Here is a 14,259-nt window from a genome sequence, read left to right as displayed (position 1 = left end):
ATTGTGTCTTTAACTGTATTCCATTATTTGAAAATATGGTTCTTGTAAGTTTTTTAAATATACATTTTCCCAATTTAAATTTAAATCTGTTACTACTTCAACATTATGTGTTATACAACAATATTTTTTAGAATAAAATAATTCTATTAATAAATCAATCCAATTTTGTTCATTTACAAAACTAAACTTAATATTTTCTAAAAAAATATCTTTCTTTGTAAAAAATACTACTGGTTCTGCAAATAAAATATTATTTGTAAGGTTTAGACGTCCCATATATCCAGGTATATTCTTATTAAAATCTTCATATATTCTATGTAGTTTTTTATTTTTGATTGACAGTCCAAAAGACCTAACTGTTTTTTTATCTTTCAAAATTTTTGGAAAAACAATTGCTGTATCATCCATATTTACTTCACCTAAAAAAGTACTTAAAATATTTTCACTCAAAAACTTTACATCTTTATGAACAACTAAAACATACTTATTTATAAGCCAATTATTGTTAAATATATTTGTATCTAAGACATTGCCCTTTAGATTCATTATTGTTTCTTCTTTGTAATTATAAAAATACATATCAAATGAATCAATGTTAAGGGCATATTTCATATATTCATATTTAACTTCTAATTCCTTGATAGTTATTTTCTCCCCATATAATATAATTGTTATGATATTATTATAGTTAAAGTCAAAAATTATTTCATTTGCTCCAATATAATCACTAGAAATAACTTTACAATCTACTTTTTCTATTTTCATAAAGTCTTCTAGAACTTTCTTTCCTTTATCTATAGCATATTTTTTTTTAAATATATCTCCTGCAGTAGAATTTTTATTAACTCTCCAATGATACAATACTATAGGTAAATGAACTATTTTATTTGCATTTTTACACATTCTTAATATAAATTCATAATCTTGACTTCCATCATAACCATCTAAAATTAATCCATGCACATCAATTAGTTCTTTTTTAACAACAAACATATGGCATATATAATTATATGATTTTAACAATCTTGGTGACCAATCAGGCTTTATATGAGGCTCGAAAAAAATTTTACTTTCCTCATCAACCTTATCTTCATCTGTATATAAAACATCACATTTCTCTGCTTCTATGCAATTACTAATACAAGCCATTGAATTTTCATCAATAAAATCATCATGATCTATAAATACAACATAGTCTCCACTACAAATCTCTATAGCCTTATTAGTGTTAAATGCAATTCCGCCATTAAAACCAATCTTATTATACTTAATTCTATTATCTTTTTCTTGATATTTTAAAATTATTTTTTGATTATCAATTTGATTTCCTCCATCAGCAATACAAAGCTCAATATTTTTATAAGTTTGATTTAATACAGACTCTATCATCTCTCTCAGAAATCTTTCTTCAGTATTATATATAGGAACAACTATGCTAAATTTGATATTTTCAAATTTATTTTCATGATTTAGTGATATATTTTTGTTTTTTTGGTAATAAATCTTATTTATATTATTTACATAAAATTTATTAATTCCCTTATAGTATGTTTTCTTAATTCCTAAATATTTAATACTATTTATTATCTTACTAATGGAAAATGACATCAAAATTTTCAACTCCTAACACTTTAATAAAAATATAAACACTATTTACAATCCTACTACTGACTTTATAATTAAATCAAATTAATTCCAAATATATACTATTTAACTCTTATTCATATCTTCAAAATTAATTCTTTTTTCTTCAATAACTAATGGCCTCTTAATAATTCTGGTATTCATATTCATTATATATTCTCCCAATAAACCTATAAAAAATAATTGAATTGATCCAAATAAGAAAATACCTATTAAAATAGGTGTAACACCTGCAACAAATCTTTCCCAGTATATTAATTTTAGCATCAGATACACAAAAGTTACAATTAAACCTAACCCAGAAAATATAAATCCTAATATAGTTGCTAATCTAAGACCTATTTTTGTATAAGAAGTAAAACTTAACATAGCAGCATCATATAGACTATACCAATTATTATTTGTTTTACCAGCTCTTCTTTTTTCTTGTTCATAAGCTATTTCTTTTCTCTTTATTCCAAATTCAGCTACTATACCTCTCAAAAATGGTGTCGGATCATCTAATTGAGCTAAAATGTTTATAAAACTTTTATCATATAAACCAAAACCAGTAAAATGTTCTATTTGTTCGATATCTGACAATCTTTTTATAAGCTTATAGTAGAAAGATCTCATCAAGTACATAATTTTATTTTCTTTACTTGCTACTTTCTTTCCAATAACAACTTTATAGCCCTTTTCCCATTCATTCACAAATTTAGAAATCATACTTATTGGCTCTTGAAAATCTGCACACATTAAAATAGTACAGTCACCTTTTGTTTGCAATAATCCATAATATGGAGAATTAAATTGACCAAAGTTTTTTGAATTAAAAATTGCTTTTATGTTCTTATTTTCATTACATAATTTTTGTATCAAAATTCTAGTATCATCAACTGAATAATTATCTATAAATATTATCTCATAATCATATTTATTTAGCTTAGTCTTAAACTCATTTATTATCATTTCACTTAATAGCACTACATTTTCTTCTTCATTGTAAGTTGGAATAAGTACACTTATTTTTTTCATAATTCTGCTTCCTTATTTTTCATATATTTTACTAACTCTTGTACTCCTTTTTTAAAACTAATTTTAGCTTCCCATCCAGTTTCTTTTTTTAATTTATTTACTATGGGTTCAAATCCAACTGAATTCGATACATCACATGGTACTATGCCAAAACTCAACTTACTCTTAGAGTTAGTTATTTCTTTCATTTCCAATATAAATTCACTCAATATTTTTGTATTTCCGCTTGATATATTGTAAACTCCGTTTTCACAATCTTGTATAGCTAATTCAAACAAAGCATTTACAACATCATCTACATATGTAAAATCCCATTTTTGTGTACATTTTGTCAATAAAACCTCTTCATTTTTTAGCATTTGCCTTAAACAATACATGATTAAGGTTTTATTATTATCATGTATTCCATATACACTAAATATTCTAGCCCATATAAATTTCATATTTACTTTTAAAGCTATTTGTTCACATGATTCTTTAGTGTTTAACTTATATTTTCCATATTCAGTCAATGGGTTAGTTACAGATAACTCATCAACCTTCTCATTACCTATACCATATTCCGCTTGAGAACCAATACCAATAAATTTTTTACATCCTAATTTATTAGCTTCCTCTATAACTTGAATTGATGCTTTATAATTTTTTTCTTGTATAATACTATTATCTCTATATGGATTTCTAGTACCTTCCCATGCCAAATGGAATAAGAATTCAATTTCACCTGATATAAATTTAGAAAGTTCACACATATCTTCAATAGAAAGTTCAATAATTTCTACATTCTTATGTTTTATTATTGAGTTAATATTTTTAGTATTAGGTCTGACTACTGCATAAATATAATAGTCATACTCTAAAAATTTTTTTATTAAATTATTCCCTATAAAGCTAGTAGCTCCTGTTATCACAATTTGTTTCATAATTATCCACTATAAACTTTCTAGTTCTTTATATAAATCTCTATCAATTTCAGGCTCTTGATCTTGATTTAATTTACCCACTGCTAATTTAGGAAAAACATATGTGGTATCACTTAGTTCTATTTCTATTATTTTAGGCGTTTCACTTGTCATAATATCTACATTCATCTCCTCAATCTTATTTATTTTATGATAATCTATTCCATAAGAAAATGCAATTTTTTCCATATCGGGAACTGTATAGCCACTCGTTGAATTTGTTTGTACATAATTCTTATCAAAATACATTTCTTGGAAATGTCTAATCATTCCTAAAGAATAATTATTAAATATTAAAATAGTTATAGGAAGCTTTTCGCGTGCTATGAATTGCAACTCTTGAAGATTCATTTGAATACCTCCATCTCCATTACAACTTATAACATTTTTTTTTGTTCCATAATATGCTCCAATAGAAGCTGGTAAAGAATATCCCATTGCTCCATGGCCACCAGAAAAAAGCACTCTCATATTGTCCACTTCTATTGATTGTGCTATCCAAACTTGATTTTGTCCTACATCTGTTGTTATAATTGAATCTGATGGTATGCATTCACTTAATTTTCTTATAATTTTATTAGGATATCTCTCATCTATATTTGCTAACTTTTTTTTCATGATATTACATGTATCTAACCATTTATAAAAATTTATACCTTTTGCCATCCATTCTTTAGATTCAGCATACAAATTTGGCAATATTGTTTTTAAATCTGATATTAATTGAATTTCATCTTTGTGAATTTTATTTGTAAGTTCTCCTTCATCTATATCAATTCTTATAATTTTAGCATTTGTTGCAAAATTTTCTTTTGTAACACCTGTTTGTCTAACATCTAATCTTGTCCCTAAAGTTATTACTAAATCACATTTAGATAAAATAAAATTAGAGTATCTCATTCCATATGCACCTATAAATCCAAAATTATACTCATCATTACGATTAATAGTATCAATAGCAATCATGCTTGTTACTACTGGTATCTTTAAATTACTTATAAGTTTTCTAAAAACGTCCACCATTCCACTATTTTGTATTGCTGCACCAGCAAGAATACATGGTTTTTTCGATTTTTCCAACTCTTGATAAATTAAAGAAACCATATCATCTACATTATATTCTATACTTTCTTCTTCATAGCTTTTTAAATCTTCTAAATTAATTTCCATCCTTTGTATATTCATAGGAATATCTAATAAAACAGGTCCTGGTCTTCCGCTCATAGCAATTGAATATGCTTTTTCTAACTCATACTTTATGTCATATTCACTAACAATTTTTGTTGAATATTTTGTACATATATTTGTCATAGTTACTATATCAGTTTCTTGAAATCCTTTTTGTCTAACATTTAAACCCTCTTTTGATTCATAAGTGTTAACTTGACCAGTTACAAAAATAACTGGTATTGAATCAAAGTATGCATTACATATACCTGTAACCATATTTGTTGCACCAGGACCACTAGTTGCATAAGCAACACCAGGTTTTAATGAAGATTGTGCATATCCACAGGCTGCAAAAGAAGAAGCCTGCTCATGATAATTTACATGAGACTTTATTGAATCTTTGTATTTATTAAATGAATCCATCAAGTGAGTTGTCATTCCTCCAGGATATCCAAATACATCAGTTATTCCTTTTGATATAAAAAATTCTACTATATAATCTGAAACTTTCATAGCTTATTCCCTTCTAAATTGTTTATTAAAGTATATAATTCAACATAATTACTCTTTAATTCTATCAAGTATTTTTTAATTTTATTTCATTGCCCATACTTTATTTAATAGAAAATTTAATGGTATCGTAATACATAAATTAATAATGGGCGCAATAGTGTTTGATATATCCATATATTTTACCATAATAATTAAAAATAGTGTGCTCAATAAGAAAGTTAAAAAATAAGATGAGAATACCTTAATAAACGCTATTTTATGGTTCCTATGTTCTTTTTTCTTAAATACATATTTACTATTCCAATAATATGCATTAATTACACTTATAATAAATCCAATAGCATTAGCAATTAAATAGTTCACTTTAAAAAATATTAATACATAATAAACTAATAAAAATATTATTGTATTAGAAAAACCAACTATACCAAACTTTGTAAATTGACACATTAAATTTAAAATTTTTTTTTATTCTTAATATCAAATATCATATTTATACCTTTTCTTTTATTTATTATCTTAAACTAAATCAACAGACTCTCTAATTGTTTTTATCATAAAATTAAGCATATCTTCTGTCATTCCAGGATACACACCAACCCAAAATGTATCATTCATAATTCTATCTGTATTAGTTAAGTCTCCAACTACTCTAAAACCACTCATTTCTTTTCTCATCTCATCAAAACATGGATGCTTAATTAAGTTTCCAGCAAATAACATTCTAGTTTGAATTCCTTTTTTCTCAAGATACTGTACGACTAAATTCCTTTTAACACCTTGTTTGCAAGTAATTAAAAAACCAAACCAACTTGGGGTTGATTTAGGGCAAGCTTCTGGAAGAATTATTTTTTCTTGAATATCCATTAGCCCTTCTTTCAATTTATTAAAATTGTATATACGCTTTTCAGTGAAACTTTTAATTTTTTCCAATTGTGCACACCCAATAGCTGCTTGCATATCTGTAGCTTTTAAATTATACCCAAAATGAGAATATACATATTTATGGTCGTATCCTAGTGGTAACTCTCCATATTTATTATTAAATCTTTGTCCGCAAAAATCATCATTACCAGACTTGCATACGCAATCCCTTCCCCAGTCTCTTAAAGATCTAATACACTTATTTAATAATGAATTGTTAGTATATACGGCTCCCCCTTCTCCCATAGTCATATGATGTGGAGGATAGAAACTAGATGTGCCAATATCTCCAATAGTCCCTGTAAATCTTTCTTCACCATCAATCATATATTTAGAGCCCAATGCATCACAATTATCCTCTATTAACCATAAATTATATTTTTCACAAAACTCCTTTATAGACTTCAAGTCAAATGGATTACCTAATGTATGTGCTATCATAACTGCTTTTGTTTTTTCAGATAAGGCATCCTTTAATTTTTCTACATCAATATTATATTGTGGAATTGTAACATCTACAAATACAGGAATTGCTCCATATTGTATAATTGGAGTAATAGTGGTTGGAAACCCTGCAGCAACTGTTATTACTTCATCACCTGGATAAATTTTTCTATCACCTAATAATGGTGATGTCAGAGACATAAAAGCAATAAGATTTGCAGAAGATCCCGAATTAACTAATGAACAGTATTTAACATTTAAATAGTTTGAGAATTCTGTTTCAAATTTTTCTGTATATTTTCCAGATGTTAGCCAAAATTCTAAAGAACTATCTACTAAATTTATCATTTCATGACTATCATATACTCTAGATGCATATGGTATTTTCTCTCCTTCCTTAAATTCTTTTGATATGTTATGATAGGTATTACAATAATTTTCAACCATATTTAGAATTTCTACTCTTGCTTCTTTTTCATTCATATTTTCAAACATTGTTACTTTCTCCTACTCTTAAAATTTCATAAATCTGTTTATCCATACACTCTAATACATTACTATTTTTTAGGTACATTTTATACCATTCTACAGTTCTATCTATAGCTTCTTCTATCCCCCATTTTGGCTTCCATCCAAACACAGACTTCAACTTTGAACAATCTAATTTTAAAAAATTAGCTTCATGTGGACCATCCACCTGTTTTGTAATCCATTTAACATTGTTACCCCATTTTGAACAAAACAAGTTAACCAATTCTCCTGTTGTTATACAATCTTGATCGTCTGGACCAACATTATAATAACCAGAATATTTTTTATCAATGTATTGCATCTGAGCAATATGTAAATATGTAAATATGGCTTCTAACACATGTTGATATGGTCTTATTGAATTAGGATTATATATTACAATATCTTTATCTTCTATCACCGCTCTTATACAATCTGGAATAATTCTGTTATTAGCAAAATCTCCTCCACCAATAACATTACCAGCTCTTGCAGTAGATGTAGCTACATTTAAATCATTAAAAAATGAATTTTTATAACTATGTGTTACTAATTCAGAACAAGATTTACTATTGGAATAAGGGTCAAATCCATCTAATGATTCATTTTCTCTATACCCCCACTCCCATTCTCTATTTTTATATACTTTATCTGTTGTTATATTTAAAAATGATTTGACACAAGAACTTTGTCTAATACACTCACAAATATTAACAGTACCCATTACATTTGTCTCATATGTATACAGAGGATCGTTATATGATTCTTTAACTATTGGTTGTGCTGCTAAATGAAATACTATTTCTGGTTTTACATTCTTAAAAACCTTCATTAAAGAATTCATGTCTCTTATATCTCCTATAATAGAATTCATATTTTTTTCAACTTCTGATATATAAAATAAATTGTTATTTTTATTTGGTTCCAAGGAATATCCAGTTACATTTGAACCTAAAAGTATAAGAGTTCTACAAAGCCAACTTCCTTTAAACCCTGTATGTCCTGTAACTAAAACTTTTTTATTTTTATAAAATTCCACATCAAACATTAGTCATTCCACACTTTCCATGGTGCATTTCCAGATTCCCATAATAATTCTAGCTGTTGTTTATCACGCAGAGTATCCATACATTTCCAAAAACCTAAATGTTTATAAGCCACAAGTTCTTTTCTATTTACACAGGTTTCTAAAGGAGTTTTCTCAAATACAGTTAAATCACCTTCTATAAAATCAAATATTTTTGGATTCAATACCATAAACCCTGCATTAATCATACTTCCATCATTATCAGACTTCTCTCTGAAAGAATTTATGTTATTATCATCATCTATTTCAAGCACTCCATAGCGTTGACCTATATTTATTGTAGTCATTGTTGCTATTTTTCCATGTTTTTTATGGAAGTTAACTAAGTCATTAATATTTACATTTGAAACACCATCTCCATAAGTTAACATAAATGTTTCATCTCCAATGTATTTTTTAATACGTTTAACTCTGCCTCCAGTCATTGTATCCATACCTGTGTCAACTAATGTTACTTTCCATGGCTCTGCTACATTTGAGTGTACTGTCATTTTATTATTATTTGTAAAATCAAATGTTATGTCACTTCTATGAAGATAATAATCTGCAAAATATTCTTTTATTACATGTGCCTTATACCCACAACAAATAATAAATTCATTGTATCCATAAAAAGAATATAATTTCATAATATGCCATAATATAGGCATATCACCAATCTCTATCATTGGCTTTGGTCTTAAATAGCTTTCTTCACTTATGCGTGTTCCAAATCCTCCTGCCAATAAAACTACTTTCATCTTAATATCCCCCTTTTCTTTTTGAAAAAATAATATAGTTTTTGTTTACATCTTATTAGGTTAAAATCTTTTTCTAAATATAAATGTAATAACAATAAAAATAAGTGAAATAAAACTTCCTAATATCAATCCTGGTGGAATATATTTTAATTCAATCTCATGTTTTCCTTCATCCAATTCTGCACCTAAAAAACCTATATTTACTTTCAATGGTTTGACCTTTTTCCCATCTACTTTTATTCTCCAACCATTATCAAATGGTATTGTCCAATTTATAATCTCTTTTTTTCTAGATTGTATTGTCCCTTTTATTTTATCCTCTTTAAATGATGTAATTTCAAAAACATTTTTATTGTTTAGAAAATCTTCATTTTCGTCTTTTCTAACTTTAATATTACTTAATTTAATTTTTTCATTATAATTTCCAACATCTATTCTTAATTTATCTATATCTTTATAGTTTATAAAAACATTATACTCTTTTTTGTTTGGAAATACATTAAACTTTATAGATTTATCCTCTGAAAAGTCACTATTGCTATCTTTGTAAAAAACTTGACCTACTCCAATTTGTTCACTGTCAATATTTAAGGTTAATGTTATACCATTCCGTTCCTCATTACCTAGTAATATATTTACATTTGGATCATCATTTACCACTTTATATTCTATATAACTTTTATTATTATCTATTACATCTACATTTTTATAATCATAAATAAAACTACTTATATTCTTGTATTGAGGTATTTTTCCTTTCTTCATATACTTAACCTTATCATCAAGTATAATATTATTTAAAATTGCATCTTCTTTTGAAGAAATATCTAATTCATCAAATTCTTGTCTAGTTATATATGAATCATATGTAAAACCTAATGGAAGAGCTTTTTTATTTAAATATATATTTATATCATTATATTTTCCTAAATACTCAGTATCATCTCTAGATATTTCATTTAATGAAAGTATATATTTTACCCCTAAGAAATTATCTAATTTTTCTCGTTCAAGTAAAGGATATAAAAAATTATTATTAAAAGATAATGAATTAAATTCTTTTAAAAATTCCGTATAACTTGGTGAATTTAATGAATTATAGCATGCTGTTCCATAATAATTTTGATACATCGCATCATTTAAAAATACTGAGCTATAATTTTTTTCTATTCTATAAAATAAATTCCTATCCATTTTCTTTAGATACTCAACTACATCATAGGTATTATCATTATATCCTGTTTTAGATTTAATAAATGAATCTTCCAATACTAGTCGAGAATTTACAGTTGCATAGTTATTAGATATAATTTCAAAAATTAAAATAACTATTACAACACTTATAGAAACTTCATATTTTGTATATTTATATAACATAAAAACAAATAATACCATAATTAAAGATATCACAATGTATAGTAATAAGGATTTTTTGAATAATACAATGTTGCTGATATTTCCTGTATATTTAAATAAATATATTATACCTAAACCTAATAACAAGATACTTACTATACATTGATATATTAATAATTTAATATTAATCATCCTATTTTTAATTATAAAATCAATTGATATAGATGTACCTAAAATAAGGGTAAAAGTAATCAAATACGTCCATCTAGTTGCAACAGCTGAAAAAGCATTAAATATATATGATACTAATGGAAACGAAATTCCTAAAATAATCATTAAACTTGAGCATACTAATATAATTTTTTTTCTTTTATCATTTCGTACAATAATAAACAACTGTGGTATCAATAACACTACTAACACACTACTACTTAATATCATTGTTTCATAATAGTCCCTTAATGCCCCTACATAATTGTTTATTCCTAAAAGATTAGCTGAAAATAATCTTATAAAAATAGAGACTAATTTACTAAAATCCCATGTTGAAAAAACACTAAAATCTACAGTTGAAGATAATCTTGGTGAAGATAAAATTACATATGCAGAAGGTATAAAAACAACAGCACTAATTCCAATACCTAATATATATAATAAAGATACTCTCATAATTTTTTTTATAATTTTTTTTATATCTTTACCATATATACATATATATCTTAATACCATATATATGTATATATATATACTAACAGCATATAACATATATTCTGAATTAATAGCTAATAGTGCTATCGAAATTATAAACATTATTGCTTTATTATCTTTAATATATCTTTCAAAAGAATACATTATTAATGTAAAAAATACTGTTGTTGTTCCAAAAATATAATGTTGACACCATAAAATCATATATCCACTAAATCCCCACATTATTGCTCCAATTAATGAACTTTTTCCTTTTATATTTATTTTTTCTAAATATCTATAAAAAATTATTGTGGAAAAATATATTTTAAAAATAACAATAAAGACAAAACCATAATAAATATCTTTTACTGAAAATAAAAGTAATATTATATTGAATGGATCAAAAATAAAGTTTTGAATTGTAAGTGTACTTGTCCCAATCCCTATGTTAAATGACCAAAATGGTAGTTCTGTTCCTATTTTTATTTTTTCTATAATATATTGATATACAGGTAAATGATAATTTATATTATCAGCACCAACATCTGTAAGTAAGTATATTTTATCTAAACTTATATATTTAAAATAAATAATTGAGCATATTATAATAACTATAAAATTTAATATAACAAAACATTTATCATTAGTCATTTTTTTTAGAATATTTTTTATTGTACTCATCTCCCTCTAATCTATTTTTTTGATTCAAATAAAGTTTTATGACTTAAAAGTTTTTATAAAATATAAAAATTTTCTTGTTACTTTTTTTAAAAAAGGAAATTTTATACGTATACAATTTAATATCTTCCATCCTAAAGTATTTTTCATAGTTAATATCTCTTGTTTTAAATTGTTATTTTCATTTTTTATAAACTGAATTGCTCTAGACATGCTCTCAATATTTTCAATTTCATATTCATCATTACTAATTAAATATAAATCAAACATTTCACGATTATAATATAAGTTTGACTTAAAATAGTTCTTTCTTGAATCTAAATAATATTGTTTATATTTAGAAGCAATTTCTTGTTTACTTAAAAGTTTTATATTCCTTATATTTTCAATTTTTTCATTATAAGAATCAATATCAGATTTTATAGAATAAATTGAATTTAATATTTCTTTATAATTTAAGTTTCTTGAAATACACCAACCACATTCATATTTTTTAACTCTTTCACCTAATGCTCCAATATCAGTTACTAAAGCTGGAATTCCTGCTAAAATAGTTTCACTCAAAGTATAAGAATATGTTTCTGGCCATATCGATAATATGCAAACTAAATCTATTTGATATTCATTAAGTAATTTCTCTATATTGTTTCTATCATATCTACCATGCTTTATAATATGCTTATCTAATAATACATCTAATTTCGAATCTCCAATATCTCCAAAAATATGCCATTCAATATTTTTATCATTATTTTTTTTTACCAAATCGTAAATTATCCCACTACCTTTATGAACAGATATCCCACCTATAAAGGCTACCTTAAAATTATCATTTTTATTTTTTCTTTCAGAACTTAGATACTTTTCTCCAAGCCCATGTTCTACAACTTCTATATCTATTTTATAATCTTCATATATTTCCTTATAATAATTATCTATTATTTTTTTGCAGGATTCTGAAGGAGTAAATACTTTATCAAATCTTTTTAAGTTATCATAAACTTTTCTATTCCAAACAGGCAAGACATTTGTATAGCATCCAAGTTTTGATTTTAAACAATTATTGCATTTTTCTTTTCCTCTTATATTTTCACAGTAAGTATTCTCTTCATCTAGTAGATTTATAGTTGGACAGATTAAATAAAAGTCATGTATAGTTAAATAAATAGGTATTTCTCTTTCTTTTGCTATATCAATAATATCAAAAGTATTTGTTTTAAAATGATGAATATGTATACAGTCTATATCAAAATATTCTATGATTTTTTCAACATTAATTTTATAGTTAGTACTTCCAAATGTAAAATTTGTTATTAAACTTTTTATAGGAATATTAAAACCTATCTGTTTTGAATTATTGTTAAACAATTGCAAATTAATTTTATTATCAGATACATACATTACAAAGAAATTAATTCCATCTATATTTTCAATTAAATCCTTAACATGATATTCTGTGCCACCAACAGGATGATTTATACCTTTGAGAAAATCATTATGTAAAATAAATAAAACATTTTTATTATTATTTCTAATTTTTAATTGAAGATTAATATTATCCGAAATAGGCTTCAAAACATCAGATTTAACAAAGTCATTTATCATCCTATCATAGTACTTATATCTTTGATTTAGTATTTTTAAGTTTTTTTTGCAAAGTTCTTCTTTCTCCCCTAAAAATGATGTACTTCCTTTATGATAAACAAAAGTATCATCACAAAGTATATGCGAATATCCATTTTCTATAGCTCTACAGCAAAAATCATTTTCTTCTCCATATCCTTTACCAAATGTCTCTGAATCAAACATTCCAATTTCATTTATTACTTTCCTTTTTATGTACATACAAAACCCTACAGCAGTTGGGATATCTGGGTATAATTTTAAACTAGTTTTTTCCACTATATATGCATAATTATCCAAAGTTAAGTCTTTTGGTAATTCATTGTCTTTACAAAACTCAGGCACAGAACATATTGTCCCATTATTTGTTAATGGAGTAACAGTAGCTACATTTTCGTTTAAATAGGCTGCCCTGCTCATCTTCATTAACCAATCTTTTGTTACTTCAGTATCACTATTTAATAACACAATATCATTATTACTAAAACTCATTCCTCTATTTACAGTTTTTACAAATCCAAGATTACTGTCATTATTTAAAATGTATAAATTATCAATATTACTACTTTTCAAATTTTCTAAGTATACATCAATTCTATTGTCAGTACTTTTATCATTAACTAAAATTAAATTATACTTAGTAGAATCTGTATTATTTAAAACAGATTCTACACACTTAACAGTATAATCATAAGCATTGTAAATTGGTACAATTACATCTATTTTCATTGACTTTCTCCTAATATATTAAGTCTACTTATTTATTCTTTTACTAATAGCCTTTGTTATTCTATATAACTTATTACTTTCTACTTCACCTATATGCAAATTTTTTTCCTTTATAATGCTATCTTTTTCTTCTATAATACTATCTTTTTCTTCTATAATACTATCTTTTTCT

At 25.2% G+C, this 14,259-nt stretch carries 10 protein-coding genes; all 10 read right to left on the bottom strand.

Annotation, left to right across the window (positions count from 1 at the left end):
• Positions 1 to 9: 9 nt before the first annotated feature.
• The 10 genes from KGF39_RS04370 to KGF39_RS04325 all read right to left on the bottom strand — a co-directional run bounded on the left by KGF39_RS04370 (position 10) and on the right by KGF39_RS04325 (position 14,087).
• Positions 10 to 1,608, bottom strand: a complete 1,599-nt coding sequence (locus KGF39_RS04370) for a glycosyltransferase family 2 protein (protein WP_227821348.1) — start codon at positions 1,606 to 1,608, stop codon at positions 10 to 12.
• 102 nt (positions 1,609 to 1,710) lie between these two features.
• Positions 1,711 to 2,661 (bottom strand): glycosyltransferase family 2 protein, encoded by a 951-nt coding sequence (locus KGF39_RS04365; protein ID WP_227821347.1) that lies wholly within the window; start codon positions 2,659 to 2,661, stop codon positions 1,711 to 1,713.
• Complete coding sequence (locus KGF39_RS04360; RefSeq protein ID WP_227821346.1) at positions 2,658 to 3,584, bottom strand: NAD-dependent epimerase/dehydratase family protein; 927 nt, start codon at positions 3,582 to 3,584, stop codon at positions 2,658 to 2,660. Before KGF39_RS04360 ends, KGF39_RS04365 begins: the two co-directional genes overlap by 4 nt.
• Before the next feature lie 9 nt (positions 3,585 to 3,593).
• The gene (locus KGF39_RS04355; protein ID WP_227821345.1) at positions 3,594 to 5,306 is read right to left on the bottom strand and encodes a thiamine pyrophosphate-binding protein; all 1,713 of its coding nucleotides are present in this window, start codon (positions 5,304 to 5,306) and stop codon (positions 3,594 to 3,596) included.
• Positions 5,307 to 5,387: 81 nt separating this feature from the next.
• The gene (locus tag KGF39_RS04350; RefSeq protein ID WP_227821344.1) at positions 5,388 to 5,756 is read right to left on the bottom strand and encodes a GtrA family protein; all 369 of its coding nucleotides are present in this window, start codon (positions 5,754 to 5,756) and stop codon (positions 5,388 to 5,390) included.
• Positions 5,757 to 5,825: 69 nt separating this feature from the next.
• Positions 5,826 to 7,169, bottom strand: coding sequence for a lipopolysaccharide biosynthesis protein RfbH (gene rfbH / locus KGF39_RS04345; RefSeq protein ID WP_227821343.1), 1,344 nt, complete (start codon positions 7,167 to 7,169; stop codon positions 5,826 to 5,828).
• Complete coding sequence (gene rfbG / locus KGF39_RS04340; RefSeq protein WP_227821342.1) at positions 7,162 to 8,232, bottom strand: CDP-glucose 4,6-dehydratase; 1,071 nt, start codon at positions 8,230 to 8,232, stop codon at positions 7,162 to 7,164. Before rfbG ends, rfbH begins: the two co-directional genes overlap by 8 nt.
• On the bottom strand, positions 8,232 to 9,011 hold the full coding sequence (gene rfbF / locus KGF39_RS04335) for a glucose-1-phosphate cytidylyltransferase (RefSeq protein WP_227821341.1): 780 nt from the start codon (positions 9,009 to 9,011) through the stop codon (positions 8,232 to 8,234). The genes rfbG and rfbF overlap by 1 nt, the downstream gene beginning before the upstream one ends.
• A 60-nt stretch (positions 9,012 to 9,071) precedes the next feature.
• Positions 9,072 to 11,708, bottom strand: a complete 2,637-nt coding sequence (locus KGF39_RS04330) for a YfhO family protein (RefSeq protein WP_227821340.1) — start codon at positions 11,706 to 11,708, stop codon at positions 9,072 to 9,074.
• Between the two features lie 66 nt (positions 11,709 to 11,774).
• Positions 11,775 to 14,087, bottom strand: a complete 2,313-nt coding sequence (locus KGF39_RS04325) for a glycosyltransferase (RefSeq protein ID WP_227821339.1) — start codon at positions 14,085 to 14,087, stop codon at positions 11,775 to 11,777.
• Positions 14,088 to 14,259: the final 172 nt, after the last annotated feature.

It is taken from the genome of Clostridioides sp. ZZV14-6345, from assembly GCF_020657775.1.
Taxonomy (GTDB): domain Bacteria; phylum Bacillota; class Clostridia; order Peptostreptococcales; family Peptostreptococcaceae; genus Clostridioides; species Clostridioides difficile_D.
This window is presented reverse-complemented; position numbering and strand designations above follow the sequence as displayed.

Coding starts and splice junctions, on each gene's coding strand:
- KGF39_RS04370 (WP_227821348.1), bottom strand. CDS start 1,608: ATGTCATTTTCCATTAGTAAGATAATAAATAGTATTAAATATTTAGGA.
- KGF39_RS04365 (WP_227821347.1), bottom strand. CDS start 2,661: ATGAAAAAAATAAGTGTACTTATTCCAACTTACAATGAAGAAGAAAAT.
- KGF39_RS04360 (WP_227821346.1), bottom strand. CDS start 3,584: ATGAAACAAATTGTGATAACAGGAGCTACTAGCTTTATAGGGAATAAT.
- KGF39_RS04355 (WP_227821345.1), bottom strand. CDS start 5,306: ATGAAAGTTTCAGATTATATAGTAGAATTTTTTATATCAAAAGGAATA.
- KGF39_RS04350 (WP_227821344.1), bottom strand. CDS start 5,756: ATGTGTCAATTTACAAAGTTTGGTATAGTTGGTTTTTCTAATACAATA.
- rfbH (WP_227821343.1), bottom strand. CDS start 7,169: ATGTTTGAAAATATGAATGAAAAAGAAGCAAGAGTAGAAATTCTAAAT.
- rfbG (WP_227821342.1), bottom strand. CDS start 8,232: ATGTTTGATGTGGAATTTTATAAAAATAAAAAAGTTTTAGTTACAGGA.
- rfbF (WP_227821341.1), bottom strand. CDS start 9,011: ATGAAAGTAGTTTTATTGGCAGGAGGATTTGGAACACGCATAAGTGAA.
- KGF39_RS04330 (WP_227821340.1), bottom strand. CDS start 11,708: ATGACTAATGATAAATGTTTTGTTATATTAAATTTTATAGTTATTATA.
- KGF39_RS04325 (WP_227821339.1), bottom strand. CDS start 14,087: ATGAAAATAGATGTAATTGTACCAATTTACAATGCTTATGATTATACT.